Raw genomic sequence first — 23,254 nt, 5'->3', positions numbered from 1 at the left:
GTTTTTTTGTTAATTTTAAGTTTTTTTTAAGGGAATGGGTGTATACTGTTTTTTTAAATGAACCGAGGAGAGGGTAAGGGTGCGTCATTATTTGCCCGGCAAACGGCTGGGAATCATGCTGCTGTCTTTTTTGATCGGCGGATTTGTACTGAATTTCATTATGCAGGCCGCTACGTTTGGCATGGATATCGGAAGCGTTTTCGCTTGGATATCGAATTACTACTGGCTGTATGCAGCCGGCAGTCTGTTCTTTTTCTTCGTTCTGCTCGCTTTTGCAGCAGTTATCCCAAATTTGTATGCGGGTCCTTTAATTGCATTTATCGCGTGTGTTATTCTGGGCATCGCTGATTATAAAAAGCTTACAACGACGGGGGAACCGCTGTTTCCATGGGACCTTATGCTGGTCAAAAATGCCGGGGAGATGAGTAAGATTACCAATGGCATGATTTCGCCGCTCGCGCTTGTCCTGGCTGTGGTACTCATTGCGGGGCTGATCTATCTGCTGCGAAAGCTTCCCAAGATCAGAATCGGACTGCCGCTGCGGGCGGGTTTTACGATTCTTTCGGCAGCCATGATTGCCGGGTTTATTCTAGTGGTCGACGGCCAGTCCACGCTTGCAACCTCCATCCACTATCAGAATATTTATTGGAACCAGAAAGTGAATTATACCCAGAACGGATTTTTATTCGCTTTTACAGGCAATCTGAAGCAGAATCTGATGGAGAAACCGGACAATTACAGTAAGGAAGCCATAACCAAAATTGCAGAAAAATACAGTGCGCTTCAAGGCAACAGCACTGCCGCAGCGCCTGCGGAGTCTCCAAATATCATGTACATGATGGACGAGGCCTTCTTTGACCCGACGCGTCTTCCCACCTACACTTTTAGTGAAGACCCTTTGAAATTTATCCACCTTGAGGAACAAGATACGCCGTCCGGCTATATGCTGTCACCCGAATTTGGCGGCAATACGGCCAATATCGAATTTGAAGCGCTGACGGGCTTGTCAATGTATTTTCTCAATGACGGCTCCATTCCTTACCAGCAGCGTATTGTGAAAATGTCCTCGCTGCCCTCGATCGTCAGTATCCTTAAAGACCGGGGATACCGGGCGCTGGCGCTTCATCCGTTCGATGAGACGTTCTACAACCGGAATAAAGTGTACCCTGTTCTCGGGTTTGACCAGTTTACGAGCCAGGATCAAATGACAAATGCCGGGCGCATCACGCCGGACGGATACATCTCCGATATGGCCGCCGTCAAGGAAGCGGTGCGCGAGCTGGACAGCTCCGATCAGCCGACGTTCCTGCATTTGGTTACGATGCAGAATCATTTTCCGTTCGTCAAAGGCCATAACGGACCGAACACGGTAACGGTTAGCGGCGTGAAGCCGGAACGGAAGGACGAGCTTGAGACGTACGTCCAGGATACGAAGCTGACCGACGAGGCGCTCGCCTATCTTGCCGAAGAGCTGAAGGCGATAAAGCGGCCTACGGTTGTCGTATTCTGGGGCGACCATCTTCCGGCGCTCTCTGGGGACATCTATACGCAGGCGGGCTGGGATACGAATCCCAGACTGAAGCATGAGACGAAGCTCCTCTATATGGCCAATTTTGATATCGACAAGCAGCCGGTGGGTACCCTCAGTCCCGCATTTCTCGGGCCGACTGTATTTGAACTGACGGGGCAAAAGATGCCGGCTTACTACAAGCTGCTGGACAAGGTGAAATCGGAGCTTCCCGGCTTAAGCAAAAGTGTGCTGATCGGGCCGTCCGGCGTTGTTACCGGATTGAACGCGGAGCAGCAGGAGCTGCTGGATGATTACCGGTTGGTGGAATACGATATGCTGGAGGGAGAGAGCTACTCGAAGGATTTGCTGTTTTAATAAGGGGATTCAGCAAAAAAACGGATGCGGCCCACAATGGGCTTTGCATCCGTTTCTTCATTAACAACGCGTCTCACGGTACTAAAAGGATACGAGCTATGGCGAAGTCAGAAAAGAACGTAATTCCTCCATCGAACCGTTATACCAATCCAAGTCTACATTTCCGGTGATGCCGGGAACGGTGCCTGTCTGTGTATACTGCCAGATGTCCCATTTGTCCCAGGCCTGAATGTTCAGGGGAGGCTGGCTGCTGTACTTGGCGATCCACAGCTTATAGCCGGAGAAAGAGGAGTCGAAATTCGAGGCAAAGACGCTTCCGGTGTAGATTATGGGCCGGCAGCCGGTCAAGGCTTCTATCTCGTTCAAAAAAGCTTGAGCTACGATTCTGATCTCCTTCGGCGCAAGCTTTCCGGGGTTATTCTCATAGTCCAGGACAGGCGGCATATCCAGCTCGGATATTCCTCCCGCTTCTTCAATTGCGCTTGCGAAATTGTCAGCCTCCAGACGGGCGTCTTCGGGCGTCACGGCGTCAAGAAAATGATACGCGCCCGCCAGCAGGCCGGCTTCCCTGGCACCTTTAAGGTTATCTGTGAACTTGTTGTCACGGAATGATTTGCCTTCAGATGCTTTTATAAAAACAAAATGATAGCCTTCGTCCGCTACCTGGGACCAATCGATTTGCCCATTATGATGAGAGACGTCCAGCCCCTGCGTATAGATGTCGGCGGCATCGGCTACAGTTTTTTCCGGGCTGTATACGCTATCGATCACTTCGGCGCCGGATAACGAGGCATCGCTGCCGACGATGGAGACGGGGCTAATCAACGTGACCAGCTTGTCCGTGTTATCCCAGTAGACGCTCAGGCCCATTTGTTCCCCGACAAAGCGAAGGGGAATCAGGGTGGTGCCGTTCTTTAGAACCGGCGCGACAGTCAGGGGAACATTCCTTCCGTTCACGTCGGCTTTGACATTGCCAATCCGTAACCGGATTTTTTGATCGGATTTTGTTACCGTTACCGTACCTGTCCCGCTGGTCCAGTCCACACTGAATCCCAACTCTTCCACAATTACCCGGATAGGAACGAGCACACTGTTATGTACGATCATAACCTGTCTGTCACCGCCGAGATCAAGTTCATTGCCATCAAGAATAATCCGCGCTGCAGTAGGCGACGCATAGGCCTGTTCAGACAATCCCAGGAAGAAGAGAATGAAGAGCATCGCTGCAAAACTAATTTTCCGCATAGATTTCCCGCCTATCAATAGAGAATTTTTTCCAATTAATTAATAGACCCGATTTATTGCTAAAAAGTTTCAATTAGCGGTGAAAAAAGTTTCCGGAACAGCGAAGCGGCCTGTTCCCGGTTGAATACCGAGAACAGACCGCTTCTAGATACGTATTTCTTCTGCTTACACAAACCCCGTTACCGGATGGGGCACATACGGCTCTTCCAGCCTCCGGAGTTCATCTGCGGTCAGCTGGATGTCCAGAGCCGCCACCGCATCTTCCAAGTGATGCGGCTTGGTCGCTCCGATGATGGGAGAGGTCACCGGCTTCTTCTGAAGCACCCAGGCGAGCGCGATTTGCGCCCGGGGAACACCGCGGTCTTCCGCGATTTCCTTCACGACAGCGGCGACCTTGCGGTCGGCGTCCTCGGTGGCGGCGTAAAGCGATTTGCCAAAGATATCACTCTCCGAACGATTGCTTGTCTCTTCCCAGTCACGGGTGAGCCGTCCGCGTGCCAGCGGACTCCACGGAATGACGCCGATGTTCTCTTCCTCGCACAGTGGAAGCATTTCGCGTTCTTCTTCCCGGTACAATAGATTCAAATAATTCTGCATGCTGACGAACTTCGTCCAGCCGTGGCGCTCCGCGGTAAAGAGGGCCTTCTGGAACTGCCAGGCATACATGGAGGAGGCACCGACATAGCGGGCTTTACCCGCTTTGACGACATCGTGCAGGGCTTCCATCGTTTCTTCAATCGGTGTGCCGTAGTCCCAGCGGTGAATTTGATACAAATCCACGTAATCCGTCCCGAGCCGCCGCAGACTGTGGTCGATTTCCGAGAGAATGGCTTTACGGGACAAGCCTTTCCCGTTAGGGCCCTTTCGCATTTGTCCGTGAACCTTCGTCGCGATCACGACTTCATCCCGGCCTGCGTAATCCTTCAGCGCTCTGCCGACGATTTCCTCGCTTGTTCCATCCGAGTAGATATTTGGCGGTATCGAAAAAATTAATCCCGAGCTCCAACGCTCTTTGGATGAAGGGGCGGCTCTGCTCCTCATTCAGCGTCCATTCATGGTTGCCGCGCTCCGGAACTCCATAGCTCATGCATCCCAAAGTCAGACGGGAGACTTCCATTCCCGTATTGCCGAGTCTCACATACTGCATTCCAGTCATCCACCCTCTCCATTTGTGGTAATTGGTTGTGATAGAAGCTTCTTCCGCATATCTATATGCTAGTTTAGACGAGCCTGAAGACGGGTGCAAATGTCCGAGTGGACATCGAATTCAATTAAACTTGACATAGGAAGCGTTAGCATGAATACGGCACAAGAGCAAGAAAAAAGCGCATATCCTTATTCTCCCAAGTTATTGTACGATAGATAAGATTGTATCTAAATTAAGGGAAATGAGGGAGCGGAAATGATTAATGTAACGAAACTGCTTACCGGTATGAAGGGGGAAGGCGATGACCTTCGTTATACCATTAAGCCGGGACACAAACCGCATGGCGTTTCCGCGGGCAGAGGGCCTGTCGTCGTGTGGAATTCGACACGGGCATGCAACTTGACCTGTAAACATTGTTATGCAAATGCCTGTCCTGCCCATGATCCCGATGAAATGTCGACGGAGGAAGCGAAGGCGTTTATTGATGACCTGGCCGTATTCCAGGTGCCGGTTCTGCTTTTTTCCGGTGGAGAACCTCTGATCCGTAAAGATATTTTTGAGCTGATTTCTTATGCGTCAAGCAAAGGTCTGCGGCCGGTAGTATCGACGAATGGCACTCTGATTACCATCGATAAAGCGAAAATGCTAAAAGAAGCAGGGATTAAATACGTCGGTGTAAGCTTGGATGGGCTGGAAGAGCGCCATGATGAGTTTCGCGGGCGAAAGGGGTCTTTTGAACAGGCGCTTCAGGGTATCCGAAACTGCTTGTCTATCGGCCAGAAGGTAGGGGTTCGGTTCACGATCAGCAGACATACATACGAAGACCTGGACGGAGTGCTTGATTTGATCGAGCGGGAAAATATTCCGCGGGCCTGCTTCTACCATCTCGTCTATTCCGGCCGCGGGAGCGCCCTGCAGCAGGAGGATGTTACACATGCACAGTCCCGGCATGCTCTTGACCGGATTATGGCTAAGACGATAGACCTGCATGGTAAAGGCAGACAGGTTGAACTGCTTACCGTTGATAACCATGCGGATGGAGTTTACCTATACCAGTGGATGATGGAGCACGACCCGGAGCGCGCGGATGAACTGCTTGGACTGCTTCGGCGAAACGGCGGCAACCGTTCCGGAATAGCCATCGGCTGCGTCGATTGGCACGGCAACGTCTATCCCGATCAGTTCACCAGAGATATCGAAATCGGCAATATCCGCAAGCAGAAATTCAGCGAGATCTGGCGCGATGCCGCTCATCCGCTAATGGCGGGCCTGCGCGACCGCAAACCGCTGCTGAAAGGACGCTGCAGTGAATGCAATTGGCTGGACGTCTGTAACGGAAATTTCCGGGCCCGGGCTTCTGTAAGCGGTGATTTCTGGGCAGAGGACCCATCCTGTTATTTAAGCGACCGCGAAATTGGAATCATATAACACGGGAAAGGAAGGCTGATTACACATGCTCGTTTCCTGGAATGTGACCAAGAAATGCAATTTATACTGCGAACACTGCTATCGCGACTCCGGACCGGCATCGCCTGTTGCAGACCAGCTAACCACGGAAGAAGGCACCCGGCTCATTGATCAGATCAAACAGGCCGGATTCAAGCTTCTCATATTCAGCGGCGGCGAGCCCTTGATCCGTGAAGATCTCTGCGAATTGATCGCTTATGCCTCATCTATCGGCCTTCGTCCCGCACTTGGCAGCAATGGCACGCTTCTGACCGCCGCCAAAGCAGCCGAGCTGGGGAAAGCGGGGCTGGGGGGCATCGCGATCAGCATAGACAGCGCCACGCCGGAGTATCATAACCGGTTCAGGAACGCGCCGGAAGGCTGGCAGCAAGCATTGGAGGGCATCCGTTATGCCCGTGAAGTCGGGCTGAGAGTGCAAATTAACATGACGCTGACCGAGGGCAATATGGATGATTTCGAGCAGGTAGCTCAGCTTGCGGAGGAACTGAATGTATCCTCTCTGCACCCGTTCTTTCTCGTTCCGACCGGACGGGCCGTCAACATCGAAGAGGATGGGTTGAAGCAGGAACGATACTACTCGGTTCTGCGCAGCGTTCTGTCCAAACAGAAATCAACCTCCCTAGAAATCAAACCGACATGCGCTCCCCAGTTCATGCCGCTCGCCAAGAGCATGGGGCTTGAAATGCGGTATACGCGAGGCTGTCTTGCCGGGGTCGCCTATTGTTCGGTGCTGCCGAATGGCGAGGTGCATATTTGCCCGTACCTGCCGGTTAAGGTGGGGAATGTTCGCGACCAGCCTTTTGATGAAATATGGAGGGACAATCCGGTATTCCGAGATTTAAGAAACTTCGAGAAATATGAAGGAGAATGCGGCTCCTGTCCGGATGTCGGTATTTGCGGCGGCTGCCGGGCGAGGTCGTATTATTACAGCGGCGGCAATTTCATGGCTGAAGAGCCATGGTGTTATAAAAGATTGGCGGCGCTGTAGGCCGGGGAGGTGGAAACAGTGGAACTGGATGCGATGGACCGGAAGCTGCTAAATCGGCTGCAGATCGAACTTCCTCTGGTCAAACACCCCTGGAACACCATTGCGGAGGAACTGGGATTACAGCAGGGAGATGTGCTTCAAAGGCTGGAGAGGTTGAAAAAAGAGGGATTCATCCGGCGGATCGGCGGGGTATTTAATCCGGCAGGGCTCGGATATAGAGGCTGTCTGTATGCGATGACAGTACGGGAAGATCTTTTTTATCAGACGGCTGCAGTCATCAACAGCTTTAAAGGCGTTACCCATAACTACCGCCGGCGCAGTCGGCTCAATATGTGGTTTACGCTGAGCTTCCGAACCGAGGAAGAACGGGGAGCCATACTTGAAACGATCTCTGAAGCGGCGGGCGGGCCGCGTCTCTATGAGTTTCCTTCCGAGCAGATATTCAAGCTGAAGGTCTTTTTGAATATGGAAGAAAAGGCTACCGCGTCAGCCATAACACCCAATCCGAACCTGAATGGGGGCACAACCTTCAAACAGGAGCTTTGCAAAATAGAGAATACGGATATGCAGCTGATCCGCGAACTGCAGGGAGATCTGCCGTTGTTACCCGAACCGTATACCGAGATTGCTTATAAGACAGGATGCAGCTTGGAAGAGGTGTTTCGCCGCTTGCAGACGCTGCAGGCAGGAGGAGCGCTCAAACGAATCGGAGCCGTTCTGAAGCATAGGGAAGCCGGGTTTTCAGCCAACGGCCTGTTCGTCAGCGTACTTCCCAAGAAGCATATATCCGAAGCAGGGAAAAGGCTAGCCGGTTATTCGGAAGTCAGCCACTGCTACAAGCGCCGGGCGCATCCCGATTGGCCGTATAATTTATACGCCATGATTCACGGACCCGATGAAGCGTCTGTTCGGAAAGTTGCGGAGCATTTTGTTAAGCAGGAAGGCATCAAGGAATACGACATCCTGTTCAGCACGGAAGAACTGAAGAAAACGAGCTTTTCGATCTAAGGCGCTGCAAATATTCACACGGAAAAGGGCGAGGGATATCCACTATTATGAAACGCGGAGATCTGTACATCATATTGCTGGGACTGCTAATTGCCGGTTCTATTTACGGAATCAAATGGCTCCACATGGACCACAGCGCCTACAAACCGGGAGACCTGATGGCTCGAATTACGGTGAACGGGAATCTTTACAAGAACGTGGCTTTAACCAAAGAAGTGCAAATAATCGACATCAAAACGGAATTTGGCCATAATACGCTCAAAGCCTTCGATTATGGGATTCAGATGATTTATTCGGACGCTCCGAAACGGATCGCGCTGGATATGGGGTTCATCTCCAAGCCTTACCAGCAGATTATCTGCATTCCGACCCGTGTATACGTTGAAGTATTCAACCCGCACAAGCAGCCTTCAGGTGATGAACTCGACGCAGTGATATGACCGGATAGTTTCACTCTCATAAATGGCCTCATCTTTCTATCAGAAACGGATGCCCTCCTGTGAGGATGGTGCAGCCGTTTCTTCTTGTTTAGGACATATGTCCTTCCCAAAAAATCGGAGATATCATTTAATTAGGATCAGAGCTAACATCAGAGGAGAGGTTAAGAAATGAGAGGGCTGTTATTTGCGTTGTTGGGCGGGGCGTGTATTACGCTGCAGGGAGTGGCTAATTCCCGGATCAGTCAAGATATTGGAACTTGGCAAGCCGCCACAGTTACCCAGTTAACCGGGTTTATTATGGCCTTGCTTATCCTCCTGTTTGTCCGGGACGGAAGACGGCAGGGGCTGAAGCAAGTCAAACCATTATATCTTATTGGCGGCGCGTTTGCGGCTGTCATTATTTTCAGCGAAGTAACGGCAATTCGTAAAGTCGGGGTTACCTTTACGATATCCGCGGTGCTGATTGCCCAGTTGTGCCTGACCTTTTTAATTGATTCGAACGGTTGGTTTGGCGTGGTGAAGCAAAAGATGAAGCTGCCGCAGTTCTTCGGCCTCGGAATGATGATCGCCGGTGTAATCATACTTAAATTTTGATAATATGTTTACGCCGCAATTTAAGGGCAACAAGGTCACGGGCTGGAGGTGAATGCGGATTATGAAAGAAATACAGGATCAGAAGCAGCTGCACTCTTTTTTACAAACTTATCAGTTGGAAACGATATTTAATGAAGCTTTGATGCCGTATTTGTCGCTGTACCGCTTTGATCAGGGTGAACTGATCTGCTCCCAGGGAGAGCCTTCACAGGTTCTGTACGTGCTTGTAAAGGGCAAGATTAAAGTATATACCACCTCCGAGGAGGGCAAAATCCTGATTATTTCGTTCAAGACGCCGACTGAGGTGATCGGGGACATTGAGTATATCCAGCATATCCCGATTATCAATACGGTCGAGGCGGTATCGCAGGTCAATATGATTGGCGTTCCTTATCGCATGCTTGAAAAATACGCCGCAGACTACCCGCCGCTGCTGAACTTTTTACTGCACGTCATCACCCGGAAGTTTTACGTGAAGTCCAACTTTTTGAGCTTTAATATGATGCACCCGGTGGAGGTACGATTGGCCAGTTATCTGCTGTCGGTTTCCTATGACGATTCCGATTCCGAGATTCCGGGGCAGCTTAACAGCTTCCGTCTAACCGATGTGGCAAATTTTATTGGAACCAGCTATCGGCATCTGAACCGGATCATTCAAAAATTATGCACGGAAGGCCTAATTGAACGCAGCAAAGGGCTCATCCTTGTTAAAGATAAGGAAGGCTTAAGCGCGCTGGCTAATCACAATATTTATGAATAGGAGGCATCCTGCTTATGATTCAAGGGTTGTTACTCGCGCTCGTTGCGGGTTCACTTGTCAGCATGCAAAATGTTTTTAACAGTAAAGTCAATGAACATACAGGTTCCTGGGCCACAACGGCGTTGGTGCTGGGAATGGGCTTTGCGGCTTCGCTGACTTTTGGCCTGATCTTTGAAGGGGGCCGGCTGTTTAGCCTGGAGAACATGAAGCCCTGGTACTGGATCAGCGGTGTAATCGGGGTGGGTGTAGTTATCTGTCTGACGCTGGGGATCAGGCTGCTTGGTCCTACGTATGCCATCTCCATCGTTCTGATCTCACAGCTTGGCTGCGCTCTATTATGGGACTCAGTGGGCTGGATGGGCCTGAACAAAGTTCCTTTTACATTCCAACAATTGCTCGGGGTGCTGGTTATTATCGGCGGCATTCTGGTATTCAAATTAGGCGGCGGGCGTGTGCATCAGGCGGCTTCGGGAGAAACAAACGAGACTTCGCCATGCAACATAAAGAATGAAGCGAGAGGCGCATAGGATGACAACCGCAATCGATAAAATTGCCTGGATATCCATGAATCAGGGCCAATTGTTATGCGCCCGTTCCCAAGGAAAAGATACTTATTATTTACCTGGTGGAAAAAGAGAGCCCGGCGAGAGTGATACAGATACGCTGCTGCGGGAAATAGAAGAGGAATTATCCGTTCGGATCAAGCCCGAAACGGTCATCTACTTCGGGACGTTCAAAGCGGAAGCTCACGCGAAGACTGGCGGGATTCAGGTGAAAATGACTTGTTACACCGCAGAGTTCGAAGGAGTACTGAGTCCGGCATCGGAAATCGAGGAACTGGCCTGGTTAACCTATAATGACCGGGACCGTGTATCAGCGGTTACACAGATTATTTTTGATGAGCTGCATGAGATGGGGCGGCTTGCCTGATCCTTCTTTACTAACAGGAGTAAAAACAGGAGTAAAAACAAGACTTCGGAGTTCGGCTCCGAAGTCTTGTTTTATTCCTGATTAATGATTCATACCGGCCATTCCCCCAATGATTTCCGGATTGACCATCCCGAATATCATTGCGATGTGGGCCACAATGAGAAATCCGCTGACGAGGATAAAGTGAAGCTTCAATTTTCCTTCTGCGGAACGGTTGCGGGCGATGATGCCAAGATCAAGAAGAGCGAGGGGTAATAAGAAGAACACACCGCTCAAGTAAAATCCTACAGCAACAACGTCCACCCAGGTATGCCATTCGCCATTTACGGTTAGAGGGATAAACGCGGTGGGGAACAAGTAGATAAAGATTCCTGTAAAATACAGTCCGGCCAGGATGCTGCAAATGCGGTTAAAGCTTCTGAGTCCGCCCTGCGTGTTTTTGCCAAAGAGGATAAAGAATTCGGTTACAGTAATCGTTTCGGCAAAAATCACGGGAATGGCCATGAATATAATCAAATTCCATGGCTGATTGTCCGCAAGCAAGGACATGTAATGCGTCATGCTCATTTTTTGATACTCCCCCAGTAGATAGATTTAACTTACCTGGCCCATTGTATAAAAAATGTATGTGGAATTTATGAAGAACTTAGGATGGATTGATCGGACTGATTCGAATTCGTTTCTTTATTAAGAGATATTTTTCACATATTTGGGTACCTGTTTTTGTCAGAATATATTGTATCGGCTAATGTGATCTGCAATGCGGCCAATAGGGATTAATCAGAATCGGAGGGATCGAAATTGAGTTTCTCACAGCATTCCAAAGTCAATATAGACCCGTCGGCTATTATTATGGAAGGCGTTATTATTAATGGCGACGTATCCATCGGAGCAGAAACCGTTGTTTTATCCGGAGCCGTAATAAGCTCTGAGGGATCGCCTCTGCAAATAGGCGGGAGATGCATAATCATGGAGAATGCGGTGCTAAGAGCGACCAAAAGACATCCGCTGACAATTGAAGATCATGTTCTCGTCGGGCCACACTCTCATGTGAGCGGAGCGATCATTGGAGAAGGCAGCTTCATTGCCACGGGAGCAACTATTTTTGGGGGCTCTGAGCTTGGAGAAGGGTGCATGATCGGCGTTAACGCTGTCGTGCATATCGGAACCTGCTGCCCTGAATCTTTCTTTGTGCCGATTGGCTATACGGCCGTGGGAAATCCCGCAGAAGTATTTTCTCCTTTGGAGATTGAGCGGGTCCATGACAAAATTTTTCAGATGGGCTTCACCAATTATTTATTTAATTTTGATTCCCACAATATGACAAATGGAGAAGCGACAAAGCTGCTGTGCGATAAATATGTTCAGCATTACATAAGGAATACCCGTAGATAAGCTGCAGGGGGCTTCTATTAAGGGAGGTGAATCTTAATGCCAAAACGCAATATAAAATTATATATGCTTATAGGCATCCCTATTTTATTAGTCTTAGTAATGGTATATCTGATACATCTGCAGATTACGAATGCGCATAGGTCATGGGGAAGTGTTCAGATTTCGGATAATGGCAATATTCTCCTGTATAACGGAAGAACATACAAGAATGATTCAGAGCATCTGAGGACCGAAACCCATGGCAGAAAATTAGGAGCAAAAGGTGAAACCAGAACTTCATTTTACGAAATACCGGGTATGGAAAGCGCCAAGTGGCTGGCAGTTCAAGACGATGAGCTGGCTTTTGCTTTTATATATAAAGAAGTGAATGTTACCGAAATCAGCCTGGAAGAATTTAGTCCAACCGCCGTAGAGTTTAATGAGAACGGGAAGAAGATTCGTGATCCTGAAACAGTATCAAAAGTAATAACAATGATTGAGACAAACGCTGCTTTCAATACGCTGGACGATTACCGGCTGATCGAATCAAATATTACTTCTATTGAACTGTACTCCGATAAGTATCCAAGCTTAATATATTTACCATGAACATTTGGCCCCTTGTAAAAATCCTTGTCCGACGTGGACCCCGGGTGATTACGACCGATAAGTCTCTTCTAGAATAACGGCGACAGCAGCCGGGCGAAAATAATCTGCATTTTTTGTAACGTGCTGCGCTTTTCGAAATTCGACTGCAAAATCTCCTCGCTCACGCCAAGATCCCGGTAAAAATCTTGTACCAGGCGGTCAACGACCTTCCCGTCGAAAAAGACCGCATTGATTTCGAATTGGTTGCAAAAGCTGCGTATGTCCATATTTGCGCTGCCGGAAAGCGCCAAGTCATCGGAAATAATCAGTTTGGCATGGATAAACCCTTTCTGGTAGCCATAAAACCGGCCTCCCGCCTGCAGCAATTCCTGAACATAGGACAAAGTAGCGCAATAAACAAGATTTTTATCAGGAACAGCTGGTATAATTATGCGAACGTCGACTCCTCTAGAGATGGCCGTTTTCAGAGCCAATAAGATGCCGGGATCGGGAATGAAATAGGGCGTCTCGATAAAAATCCGCCTCTTCGCCGAAACGATGAGGGAGAAAATAAGCTCTAGGATCGTCTCGTCCGGACCGCTTTTTACGATTTGTACAAGCTCATTCCCGCGGCTTTCCTGTATCGGATAATAGACGGGATCGGTTATGATTTGTCCTGTAACCAAGTGCCAATCGGTCAAAAATGTATATTGGACCCACAGTACCGCATCGCCTTTAATGCTAAAATGAGTGTCCCGCCAATAGCCGAATTTCGGACCTTCCCCTAAGTATTCATCCCCAATATTCAAGCCGCCGAAAAATCCGGTTTTGCCGTCCACCACCACGATTTTACGGTGATTTCGATAATTGAGCCGCTTATTGAAGAAAGAGGTTAACAGAGGAAAAAAGCACCCCGTTTCTACCCCGGCATTCCGCAGCCGTTCCAAATAGGCTTTTCCCAACCGGCGGCTTCCGATCCCGTCATATATAAGTCGAACCTTCACGCCTTCCTGCGCTTTCCGGATCAACAATTGCTCAAACCGGATACCGAGACGATCGTCACGAATAATGTAAAACTCCACATGAATATGATGCTCGGAAGCGGCAATTGCATCCATCATTGCTTCAAAGGCTTTCTTTCCTTCGACGAAAACCGCCGTTTCATTACAAGCTGCAATGGGGGCGACCGGTATTTTTTTGAGTAATGCATGTAAATTGTCGTCTTGGACAAGAGTCTTACCATGCAGATCTTTCTGTACTCGCTGTTTGCATCGTTCAATGAGTTCGTCCTTTAATCGGTCCCAATGCCCGTTGTCTGTCCTCGAAAGAGCAGGGGGGCAAAGGTATTCTTTCGCAACAAATAAATACAGCACGAAACCGATGACCGGAAAAATGAACAAAACAATAAGCCAAACCACCGCTTTGTTCGGACGTTGATATTCGAAGATGATAACGAATCCGATTTGGATAATAAACAACAAGAGAGCCAAAACGATCCAAAGCAATGGTTTGCTTCACCTCCTTGAAAGGGCATAAGTGGAAAAAAGACTCATGCCCGCTTTTACAGCAAAGCAGAGTCTTTTTTCGTAAAACGCTTCTCATTGTGAGATTATCTAAGGTTTGCCGAGAAAAACAGCTCATTATATAAGAAACCTTTTCGAAATCGGTTGATGACCTGCGAAGCAAATTCACTCTCCCGAAACAATTGAATGTATTCTTCTTCTCTCCGGATATACTCCCCATTGTCATAAAGATTCATAAACCAATTACTTAACGGTTTATTTTGGCATAGACAAGGCTCCATAACGATGATTTTTCCGTTCGGTTTTAATATTCGCCTAAATTCCTTCATGTACTCTGCAATTTCTTCGGACGAAATATGGTGCAATACAGCGATAATGAGTATGAAATCGACAGACTCATTATCAACAGGAAGCTTGCCGTTTTCAAGCACATGGAACGCGTGGTTCGGATATCGCCGTCTTGCATAATGAATCCGTCCGGCGTCCGGATCGATGCCGAGATAGTGATTCGGCTGAAACATCGAACAATTAGCCCCTGTACCCGAGCCAAAGTCAAGCACGACTTTACCGTTAAACGCAAATCGGGATTGTATATGATCATGAATATATTTTTTGGTAAACCATTTCGGACGAACGAACCAATGGTAAAGCTGGGGTGAAGACGAAGTATTCAAAAGCTGCCACCATCTTTCCTGAAATTGAAGTCAATGTCAATAATCTAACCCTCCGAATCGGGAAAAATTCAATAAATTTTTACATAATCATCTCTTCAAATGGGCAATTTAAATCTTATTTTCGTAACAATGCGAGAGGGGGAATTCAGAGTGAGAAGAGCCAATCTAATGAGGACAGGAAAAAAGATGACCGTTATTTTGACAATCGGCCTAACTTTGATCATGTCTCTTACCGGATGCCAAGCGAAATCGGGAACGAACGCTGATATGCGATCCGAACCGGAGTTCAAGGTAACATCAGCTGGCGATAAGCCCATCGTTGCCATTATCATCGATTCCCTGATGGACAAGCCTTTGCAGGAAGCAATGAACCAGGGTAAAGCGCCCGCCTTGAAATATCTGATTGATCACGGACGGTATTTTCCTAAAGTTGTCAGTTCTTTTCCAACCATGTCCGTAACGATTGACAGCACTTTATTAACAGGTGTGTACGCGGATAAGCATCATGTTCCGGGGCTGGTGTGGTACAATGACCGGGAAAAGCGGATGGTTTTTTACGGCAATGGGCCAAAAGAAGCGCTGAAAATTGATCAACTGCAGGTATTGACGGACAGCGTCTATCAGTTGAATCAGGTTCAATTAAGCAAAAAAGTGAAGACCATTCATGAGGAATTGGCCGACTCAGGCAAACATTCGGCTTCGATCAACGCAGTTATTTACAGAGGAAGAACGGAACGGGATCTGCGTGTACCCCAAACGATGGCGGACACCACACGGCTGCCGGATCATTATAAAGTTAACACTCCGGAGTTGTTTTCGCTTGCCGCGTTCACACAGCTAAATCCGGAAAATTCCCTCCATACGGCCTTATGGGAAAAGTATGGGATGAACGACAAATTCGCAGCCCGGGACATAGCTTATCTGGTACAGAACGGGAAGCTTCCGGAAGTAACTGTCGCGTATTTTCCAGGAAACGATAGCGTTCATCACCGAAAAGGCTCGATGGCGCTTAAAGGTATTGAAAGGGCCGACCGGGCGCTGCAGCACGTGCTAGATTCATACGGGTCATGGGAGGAGGCGGTGAAAAGAACCACGTGGATTATTCTGGGGGACAGCGCTCAAAGCGATGTACTGGAAAATCGGGACGAATTCAAAGTGGATTTACGCCCTCTTCTGAATGGTTACCGGATTGCCAAGCTTGACCGGCCGGTCGCACAAGATGACCAAATCGTCATCGCGGCTAACGAACGGATGGCCTACATTTACGCCCTATCGCCAAGTCTGAAGCTTTCTGAGATCGTAAAAGGGTTACAAACGGAAGCCAAACTCGACATTATAGCGGTAAACCGGGATCATTCGGTACTGCTTACGGGCGGAGGACAAGGCGATAACGTTCTGTCCTATCGTCCGGGAGGACCTTATTCGGATGAATACGGGCAAAAGTGGTCGCTGTCGGGCGATCCCGGGCTGGCGGACATTTCCCTCCGTGAACATCGAATCAAATACGGAAAATACCCGGACGTGCTGGCCCGATTATACGGCGCGCTCCATTCCCATGAAGGACGATATATCGTCGTCACGGTGAAACCGGGATACGAATTGGCCGGCGAAAGCTCTCCCACCCATCGCGGAGGAGGAGCACACGGTTCGCTGCATGAGGTGGATTCGATCGTCCCCCTTATTGTTACCGGAACGGATTCGCAGCCGAAACATCCAAGAATCGTTGACTTGAAAGACTGGATTCTGCAAATGGCTAACCGAAATTGATTAAGATATTTGTTGTTCCAACAGATACCGGACGGTGAAATTTCTCTACAGAAACTTCCAATTATGATAGAATACAGGATGAAACCCACTAAACTTATCGGAGTTGATTATTCATTGAAGGACTTTAAGATTATTAGTCTAGACATGTTTCAAACCTTAGTAAATATAGAAAGTAGAAGAGAACAAATCTGGAGGCCCATTTTACAAAATACATTCACTGCTCAATTAGCCGAAGAGTATGGACAAACTTTGCTTAAGTATTTTTTTACTCACTGGAATGAATTGAGAAAGACGAGACAATTTCATCTGATGAATGAATTCTATATCACCATTTTATGATGAGACTGCTGACTTTCTTGAGAGCATTTCAAAGAGCCATAAAGTTTGTATTGTAAGTGATGCGGATGATGCAATGATACCGTATTTTTACGAGAGATATGGCGTGCATCTTTTTACATCTGAGCGGCATCAATCTTACAAGAACGACAACAGGAATACGATGTTCAAGGAACTGCTTAAATTCTATCGTACCAACCCTAAACAAGTGCTTCATGTCGGTGATTCTGCATCGGATGTACTCGGAGCTAATAGAGAAGGCATCGTAACTTGCTGGATTAATAGAAATAAGAGAATGTGGGAGCATGAAGTTAAACCGGACTACATAGTAGAGTCATTAGACGAAATTGAAGAAATGCTGGTGACAAGAAAAAATTAGGTCGATAGTTCTAAACCTTAGGCTAATCGGACATCGATTCCAACTAAGGCAGAGTGCCTGTTTCGACAAGTTAAAGGTGGTAATTACTGACCATTGATTTTATATTCGATTATTGTCACAATAGAAATACTATAATATATTACGAAATTGTTACTTTTTTGGCGGACTAGGGCCCAAGAAGAGTCAAGTGCCGCCGAGTCTATTATTCGGGTGCCGATGCTTGATCCGAAAATAGGTCTTTTTTTGCATCAATAAAAGAATGTTCCCCGCCGATATAGAACTTGAACGACTCCATAGATGCTGCACATAAGGAATGGGGAGGAGCTGAAAATGCCAGATGGCAATATTAGCCCGATTCAGAACGAGCGAGGTGTAAAAGAGACTCAGAGCCCGGCGAAGGAACTGGCCATGCGCCTGATTGAGCTGTCGGGCGGGCCGGACAATGTGTCGGAAGTATCTCACTGCACAACCAGGATCCGTCTCCGATTCCGAGACAGCGCCCGCGTGGATGAAGCCGGCCTTGCGCAAATAGAAGGGGTTCAGAACGTGTTCGTTCAGGCCGAACAGCTGCAAATTATTGTGGGACCGGCAATTGTCTTTAAGGTACACCGTCAAATGGACCGTCTTCTTCAGGACCCTGGAACGGACCGGCAGCGGGAAGCGGAACGCCTGCATGGACCCGGGGAACCGGAGAGCGCCGTTCACATCGCCGGGTCCGGCGATCCCTTGCTTTCTTCCATGCGGGGAGCATGGAACCTGAGATTTTGGGTGCATCAGGTTGGGGCGGAGTCATCTCTTGAGCTGAAAGACTCGGCAAAAAGGGGCTTGATCGGCCGGGTTATGGGAGCAGCCACCTTTTTTTCCGATATCGTTGTGCCGATCATCCCGCTATTTGTCGCGCTTGGCCTGTTGCTCGGCTTGATCAGCATGATCAACGCCTTCGGCTGGGCGTCCCCGGACAGTACATGGTTTCGGATATTATTATTGTTGACCGGCTCAGCCTTTCAAATTATGGCCGTGATGTTCGGATATTATGCGGCCAAGCGGTTTGGCGGTACCCCTGCGCTCGGCGCCGCAGTTGGAATTGTAATGACCCGGCTCGACTTATTACATCTAACAGGAACCGGCGGAGCAGCGATACACTCTGCGGATTTGACCAGTACCCCGCAGTTTGGCTATCAGGGCACAGTGATTCCGATTATTCTTGCGGTATTGCTGATGACGCTTATCGAGAAGGGGCTGCGGCGGATCGTTCCTTCATCGGCCACCATTCTGCTGGTTCCTTTTCTCAGCTTTGTCGTTGGAGGCGGCCTCGCCGTTCTGGTCATCGGGCCGTTTGCCGCGGAACTGGGCGGCTTTCTTAGCGGCTTGCTGGAAGAGGTGTACCGATTCGGAAGCACGGTATTCGGGCTGCTGCTTGGCGGGGTCTACGGGCTTATCGTCTTGACGGGCTGCACCACGGCATTCAAGCAATTGAAATCGGGCTTATTTCTAATCCGAACATCGGGGTCAACTTTCTGCTCCCCATCTGGTCGATGGCAAATATCGCTCAGGGCGGGGCTGGACTTGCGGTGTATGCTCAAACACGGGACAACGATTTGAAAAAGTTAGCGCTTACCGCATCGATCACCGCCTTTCTAGGCATTACCGAGCCAATCGCTTTCGGCGTCAACCTGAAGCTTGGCCGCCCATTCCTGGGCGCAGCGGCGGGGGGAGCTGCAGGAGGGGCTTATGTAGCCTTCCATGAGGTGGTGGCTAATTCGTTTGGATTGACCGGGATTCCGATGATCGCCTTTAGTGTCCCGCCAGGACACATCAATTTCATTCATTATATGATCGGTTTACTACTGGCTACGGGAACGGCCTTTACAGTCACCTGGGTTCTTGGCGTAGATAAACCGCATCGTCAGAAACAGTGATCTAAATACTAATCGTAAAAGCACAGGAGAATATCATGAAAATCAAAAAAATTCTTAACAATAACGCGGTTGTGGTACACGACCTTGGAGAAGAAAAGATTGTCATGGGTTCCGGTATTGCTTTTCAAAAAGGAAAAAACGATATTGTCGATCCGTACCGCATCGAGAAAGTGTTCATAATGGACGATCCGGATCAATACGGCAACCTGCAGGAAATGCTTCGGACACTGCCCGAAGAGGAAATTGCGGTGTCCGAGAGTATTATTTCATTTGCTGAACGCGAATTGGAAGTAACGTTCAATAAACATATTCATATCGCGCTGACGGATCACCTTTCATTCGCTTTGAAGCGGCTTAGCAAAGGTATGGTCATTCAGAACACGCTCCTGCAAGAAATCCGGATTCTCTACCCAAGAGAGTTCCAAATCGGACTGCATGCGAAGAGAATCATTCGTGAGAAATTGCAGATTGAAATCCCGGAGGACGAGGTAGGTTATATTGCCATGCATATCCATACCGCCTGGGTCAATGCCGGAGCTTCAGGAGCGGGCTCGGACAGGGCTGCCTTAATCCGGGATATTGCCGAAGGAGTGGAGCGTACCGCCGGTGTTATACTAGACCGGGGATCTGCTGCCTACGAGCGTCTTGTGAATCAACTCGAAAATATCCTTCGATCCGATGAAAGTGGAAAGCTCTGCAATGAGCTGGCCCCGGAAATCGTACGGATCGCTAAGGAACGCTATCACACGGCTTACGAGCAGGCCAGATGGGTCGCAAGCCAGGTGGAAGATGACTACGGTTATACGTTCACGGACAGCCAATTGGTGTTAATCGCTATGGAGATCAACCGGATGGGCACCCGGTTGAAGGATATGGTGAATTGAGTTTCTTCATTATTAATTTACTCAACGCAGCGCTCTGTTAACCGGCCCTGCGTTGGGTCAGCTTGATTGTCTTCTTCAGCACACCCCAGGTGGAGATGTGACAGTGAATTCTAAAGCCCCGCTATTCGTTACTACTACGCCTTAACAACTCTCACGTATCCTTAAACGACACTTTGTCAAAATTAATCAAACTTATCAGGATCGATTTCTGTTCATTAAAAATTTAATCAGCTTAGAGACAAATGGAGAGGTAAAATACGGCACCAAAATTACCATTAAAATGAAGTATTCGATTAAAGACATGGCTTTAAATATTCCGAGCATATTCTGAAGAGAAGTTTTAATTGTTTCGCCCATCCAAACATCCATCCAGACGTTGAATGTAAACAATGAAAGAGCCAATACAGCAAATACACTATATTTTCTCAACCGAATTATCCTCCTTAAGCCTTTGAATATAAAATCATGAAGAGGGGACACTGTAAATAAGTCAGCATATTAAGAGGTAATAAATATTATGTCCCAAAATACGGATTCAACAACTGGAAAAAATCTGTCGGAAGTGCACGTAACTCCTTCAGGTGTAGCCTCCGATCAATCAAGTCAAACAGACGAAGGTTCTTCTATATTGGATCAACCGATATACCATGATATTGAACGCAATCTCGACACGCTGCTCGATGAGTTTGGTCGCAGTCCAGATGTAATAATTCGTCGTCTGGACTTCTGTCAAGCGGTAAGCTTGCGGATCGCCGTTATTTATATTGAAGGACTGACTGATCAACAGGCGCTATCCGAAAATGTACTTTCCCAAATTACAACGGCCTCCTCCTCTAATCAATCAGTCTGCCAAACTGAGGAGAATGGTCAGCCTCAGAAGGAAGAGCTTCTGCAAGCGTGGTCAACCATTAAAAATAAATTAACTGTCGGGTCTGTTGTACAAACAGGCCATCTTTCTTCGGTTGCTTCGGCTCTACTGGCCGGCAGTTCGGTCCTATTTGCGGAAGGCGTCCCATCTGCGCTTATTTGCAGTACCAAAGGGGGGAAATCACGCGAAATTTCAGAAGCGTCGACACAGGTGGTCATTCGCGGTCCGAAGGATAGCTTTACGGAGTCGATTGAGACTAATTTCACCTTGGTCCGTCGCAGGATCCGCAGTAAATTGCTTCGGCTTGAAACAATCAATATCGGAAGCGTTTCACACACATCAGTAGCCATCATGTATCTGCAAGATACAGCACCTGTTGAAATAGTAGAACGAGTTAGACAAACCTTGTCCTCGATCAATATGGAAGCCGTGCTTGAGTCAGGCTATATCGAGAAGGTTTTGCAGGACTCTTCCTTTTCACCCTTTCCAACCGTGTATAATACGGAGCGGCCGGACATTGTAGCCGGAAACTTGCTTGATGGCCGTATCACTATTTTTGTTGACGGGACACCCTTTGCCTTAATTGTTCCGACTGTGTTTTCACAATTCTTCACATCACCAGAAGATTACTACCAACGTTATGATATCGGATTATTTATTCGGTTCCTAAGATACATCTCTTTCATTATTTCGATGATTGCCCCTTCATTTTATGTGGCGTTAATTACCTATCATCAAGAGATGATTCCGACTCCTCTCCTTATAAGCCTCGCTGGAGGCAGGGAAGATGTACCCTTTCCTGCAATTGTTGAAGCACTATTAATGGAATTCAGTTTTGAGATTTTACGCGAAGCCGGAATACGTTTACCACGCGCGGTCGGACAAGCGGTTTCCATTATTGGCGCAATTGTTATTGGGGAAGCTGCCGTTCAGGCCGGAATTGTTTCCCAATTCATGATTATTGTTGTCGCCATTACCGGGATAGCAAGCTTTTCTGCACCATTTTACAATATTGCGATTACAGCTAGACTGTTGAAGTTTTCTTTCCTGATATTGGCGGGTATATTCGGGTTTTTCGGCATTGCCCTTGGAATGATTACTTTAATTGGTCACATGAACAGTTTACGTTCGGTAGGAACACCCTTCATGGCTCCATTCTCGCCGTTTAAGCTTCAGGCTTTTCGTGATACACTCTTGCTTCCAACAAACCATCAGCCTTCCACGACAACCGACAAATCGCCTTCTCCTGATTAAGCAAATAAGGGAGGTTACAGAATGAGTTTGAAAAGATGGTTATTATTAGGCATGATGTGCATGACTATTACACTTGTTTTTTCAGGCTGCTGGAACCGAAGGGAATTGCCGGAATTAGCAATTATCACAGCGATGGGTATAGATCTAAATGAGGATTCGAATGAATATTTAATCACATACCAAGTAGTCAATCCTCAGGGTATGTCCAAAACATCAGGAACACAGGGGACCAGCTCCAGCACAATCGTTTACCGTTCAACCGGTACATCCATATTTGAAGCTATTCGAAAATCATCGGAAAATGTGCCTAGACAACTATTTTTCTCTCATGCTCAGTTCATTGTTATCGGAGAGAATCTGGCGCGCAAAGGAATCAGTGATATTATTGACTTTTTTGAGCGTTCACACGAGGCCAGGTTGTCTTCCTACTTTCTGGTTGCACGTGGAATGAAAGCAGAGGATATTATCTCTGCCACTGATCCACTCGAAAAGATACAAGCCAAGGCGGTTATCGGTGAATTTAAACTGACGAAGAAACTTTGGTCACATAATGTAATTTGGCAGGTGGACGACATCATTCGAGCCCTAAATGACCCTGGTATAGATCCGACAATTAGCGGCATCCGGCTGGCTAACAAAATCGCAGAATCATCTACTGGGCCGAAGGCTAATATCGAGATATCCGGAGTGGCCTTATTTAAAGGGGATAAGCTTATCGGTTGGCTTGATGGCGATCAGGCAAGAGGATTTGTACGCTTATCGAACACGATGAAAAGTACGATAACAATGCTTGATTGTAATGAACGAAAGAACGGAGTTTCTATTGAAACCACTCGTTCCAAATCACAAATAAAGGTGCGAATCGTTAACAGTAAACCATCTTTTCATGTACATATTTTGGAGGAAGGAATTGTGAGCGAAATGAATTGCAAGCTTCCTCTGAACAAAGCAGATACGATAAATGATCTGGAACGATTATGGAGATCGCGAATAGAAAAAGAAGTTACAAGTGCCATAAATGCAATGAAGAAAACACATGTTGATCCATCCGGATTCGGACTCGTCCTTTCGCGCCATAATCCTAAAATATGGGATGACTGGAGCGGAAATTGGAGTACAGATTTCTCAGACTGTCCAGTCACCGTCACAGTAGAAGCAACCATACAACGGACGGGAATGAGAAGAAAATCGTTCATGTAATTAAAAATAAATGATCGAGAGGAT

The 23,254-nt window shown here is 47.8% G+C and carries 21 protein-coding genes and 2 pseudogenes; 17 read left to right on the top strand and 6 right to left on the bottom strand.

What is annotated here, in order from left to right; all coding sequences use genetic code 11:
- The first annotated feature begins 79 nt into the window (after positions 1–79).
- The gene (locus KP014_RS18155) at positions 80–1,885 is read left to right on the top strand and encodes an LTA synthase family protein (protein ID WP_090833695.1); all 1,806 of its coding nucleotides are present in this window, start codon (positions 80–82) and stop codon (positions 1,883–1,885) included.
- 96 nt (positions 1,886–1,981) lie between these two features.
- On the opposite strand, the gene KP014_RS18150 is transcribed toward KP014_RS18155, so the two are convergent.
- Together KP014_RS18150 and KP014_RS18145 are read right to left on the bottom strand one after the other, a co-directional pair.
- On the bottom strand, positions 1,982–3,130 hold the full coding sequence (locus KP014_RS18150; protein ID WP_051499683.1) for a GH25 family lysozyme: 1,149 nt from the start codon (positions 3,128–3,130) through the stop codon (positions 1,982–1,984).
- Positions 3,131–3,295: 165 nt separating this feature from the next.
- Positions 3,296–4,277: pseudogene (locus tag KP014_RS18145) on the bottom strand (aldo/keto reductase).
- 255 nt (positions 4,278–4,532) lie between these two features.
- On the opposite strand from KP014_RS18145, the gene KP014_RS18140 reads away from it, so the two are divergent.
- The 8 genes from KP014_RS18140 (at position 4,533) to KP014_RS18105 (ending at position 10,464) form a co-directional block, all read left to right on the top strand.
- Positions 4,533–5,705 (top strand): radical SAM/SPASM domain-containing protein, encoded by a 1,173-nt coding sequence (locus tag KP014_RS18140; RefSeq protein ID WP_036592193.1) that lies wholly within the window; start codon positions 4,533–4,535, stop codon positions 5,703–5,705.
- A 43-nt stretch (positions 5,706–5,748) separates the two neighbouring features.
- Positions 5,749–6,732: a radical SAM/SPASM domain-containing protein gene (locus KP014_RS18135; protein ID WP_216700393.1), complete on the top strand. Its 984-nt coding sequence runs from the start codon at positions 5,749–5,751 to the stop codon at positions 6,730–6,732.
- Positions 6,733–6,750: 18 nt separating this feature from the next.
- Positions 6,751–7,740, top strand: a complete 990-nt coding sequence (ahbB, locus tag KP014_RS18130; protein ID WP_090833694.1) for a siroheme decarboxylase subunit beta — start codon at positions 6,751–6,753, stop codon at positions 7,738–7,740.
- 47 nt (positions 7,741–7,787) lie between these two features.
- Positions 7,788–8,180 carry a NusG domain II-containing protein gene (locus KP014_RS18125; RefSeq protein WP_036599872.1) on the top strand — a complete coding sequence of 131 codons (393 nt, stop codon included), beginning with the start codon at positions 7,788–7,790 and terminating at the stop codon, positions 8,178–8,180.
- A gap of 168 nt (positions 8,181–8,348) precedes the next feature.
- A complete protein-coding gene (locus tag KP014_RS18120) occupies positions 8,349–8,774 on the top strand; it encodes a DMT family transporter (protein ID WP_036599874.1) in 426 nt (141 codons plus the stop codon).
- A gap of 61 nt (positions 8,775–8,835) precedes the next feature.
- A complete protein-coding gene (locus KP014_RS18115) occupies positions 8,836–9,534 on the top strand; it encodes a Crp/Fnr family transcriptional regulator (RefSeq protein WP_036599944.1) in 699 nt (232 codons plus the stop codon).
- Between the two features lie 14 nt (positions 9,535–9,548).
- A complete protein-coding gene (locus KP014_RS18110; RefSeq protein WP_036599876.1) occupies positions 9,549–10,061 on the top strand; it encodes a DMT family transporter in 513 nt (170 codons plus the stop codon).
- A 1-nt stretch (position 10,062) separates the two neighbouring features.
- Positions 10,063–10,464: an NUDIX hydrolase gene (locus KP014_RS18105; protein WP_036599878.1), complete on the top strand. Its 402-nt coding sequence runs from the start codon at positions 10,063–10,065 to the stop codon at positions 10,462–10,464.
- Between the two features lie 81 nt (positions 10,465–10,545).
- Here the strand turns inward: KP014_RS18105 and KP014_RS18100 are convergent, their stop codons facing one another.
- Complete coding sequence (locus KP014_RS18100; RefSeq protein ID WP_036599881.1) at positions 10,546–11,031, bottom strand: DUF6803 family protein; 486 nt, start codon at positions 11,029–11,031, stop codon at positions 10,546–10,548.
- A 234-nt stretch (positions 11,032–11,265) separates the two neighbouring features.
- Here KP014_RS18100 and KP014_RS18095 point away from each other — a divergent pair, with 234 nt between their 5' ends.
- Both KP014_RS18095 and KP014_RS18090 read left to right on the top strand, forming a co-directional pair.
- Positions 11,266–11,859, top strand: a complete 594-nt coding sequence (locus KP014_RS18095; protein WP_051500400.1) for a gamma carbonic anhydrase family protein — start codon at positions 11,266–11,268, stop codon at positions 11,857–11,859.
- 36 nt (positions 11,860–11,895) lie between these two features.
- On the top strand, positions 11,896–12,447 hold the full coding sequence (locus KP014_RS18090; protein ID WP_036599884.1) for a hypothetical protein: 552 nt from the start codon (positions 11,896–11,898) through the stop codon (positions 12,445–12,447).
- A gap of 68 nt (positions 12,448–12,515) precedes the next feature.
- Here the strand turns inward: KP014_RS18090 and cls are convergent, their stop codons facing one another.
- Positions 12,516–13,931, bottom strand: coding sequence for a cardiolipin synthase (gene cls, locus KP014_RS18085; RefSeq protein ID WP_036599886.1), 1,416 nt, complete (start codon positions 13,929–13,931; stop codon positions 12,516–12,518).
- A 104-nt stretch (positions 13,932–14,035) separates the two neighbouring features.
- Positions 14,036–14,623, bottom strand: a complete 588-nt coding sequence (locus KP014_RS18080) for a class I SAM-dependent methyltransferase (RefSeq protein ID WP_063619519.1) — start codon at positions 14,621–14,623, stop codon at positions 14,036–14,038.
- A gap of 168 nt (positions 14,624–14,791) precedes the next feature.
- On the opposite strand from KP014_RS18080, the gene KP014_RS18075 reads away from it, so the two are divergent.
- The 4 genes and pseudogenes from KP014_RS18075 to KP014_RS18055 all read left to right on the top strand — a co-directional run bounded on the left by KP014_RS18075 (position 14,792) and on the right by KP014_RS18055 (position 19,908).
- Complete coding sequence (locus KP014_RS18075; protein WP_036599889.1) at positions 14,792–16,390, top strand: alkaline phosphatase family protein; 1,599 nt, start codon at positions 14,792–14,794, stop codon at positions 16,388–16,390.
- Between the two features lie 313 nt (positions 16,391–16,703).
- Positions 16,704–17,105, top strand: coding sequence for an HAD family hydrolase (locus KP014_RS18070; protein WP_090833693.1), 402 nt, complete (start codon positions 16,704–16,706; stop codon positions 17,103–17,105).
- Between the two features lie 297 nt (positions 17,106–17,402).
- Positions 17,403–19,024, top strand: a pseudogene (locus KP014_RS18065) (PTS transporter subunit EIIC).
- Between the two features lie 35 nt (positions 19,025–19,059).
- Positions 19,060–19,908 (top strand): PRD domain-containing protein, encoded by an 849-nt coding sequence (locus KP014_RS18055; RefSeq protein WP_036599896.1) that lies wholly within the window; start codon positions 19,060–19,062, stop codon positions 19,906–19,908.
- Between the two features lie 195 nt (positions 19,909–20,103).
- On the opposite strand, the gene KP014_RS29475 is transcribed toward KP014_RS18055, so the two are convergent.
- On the bottom strand, positions 20,104–20,388 hold the full coding sequence (locus KP014_RS29475) for a YczF family membrane protein (RefSeq protein ID WP_485020575.1): 285 nt from the start codon (positions 20,386–20,388) through the stop codon (positions 20,104–20,106).
- Between the two features lie 37 nt (positions 20,389–20,425).
- Here KP014_RS29475 and KP014_RS18050 point away from each other — a divergent pair, with 37 nt between their 5' ends.
- On the top strand, positions 20,426–22,030 hold the full coding sequence (locus KP014_RS18050) for a spore germination protein (RefSeq protein WP_051500404.1): 1,605 nt from the start codon (positions 20,426–20,428) through the stop codon (positions 22,028–22,030).
- Between the two features lie 21 nt (positions 22,031–22,051).
- Positions 22,052–23,230 (top strand): Ger(x)C family spore germination protein, encoded by a 1,179-nt coding sequence (locus KP014_RS18045; protein WP_036599901.1) that lies wholly within the window; start codon positions 22,052–22,054, stop codon positions 23,228–23,230.
- Positions 23,231–23,254: the final 24 nt, after the last annotated feature.

It is taken from the genome of Paenibacillus sophorae (genome assembly GCF_018966525.1).
GTDB classification, from domain to species: Bacteria; Bacillota; Bacilli; order Paenibacillales; family Paenibacillaceae; genus Paenibacillus_AQ; species Paenibacillus_AQ sophorae.
This window is presented reverse-complemented; position numbering and strand designations above follow the sequence as displayed.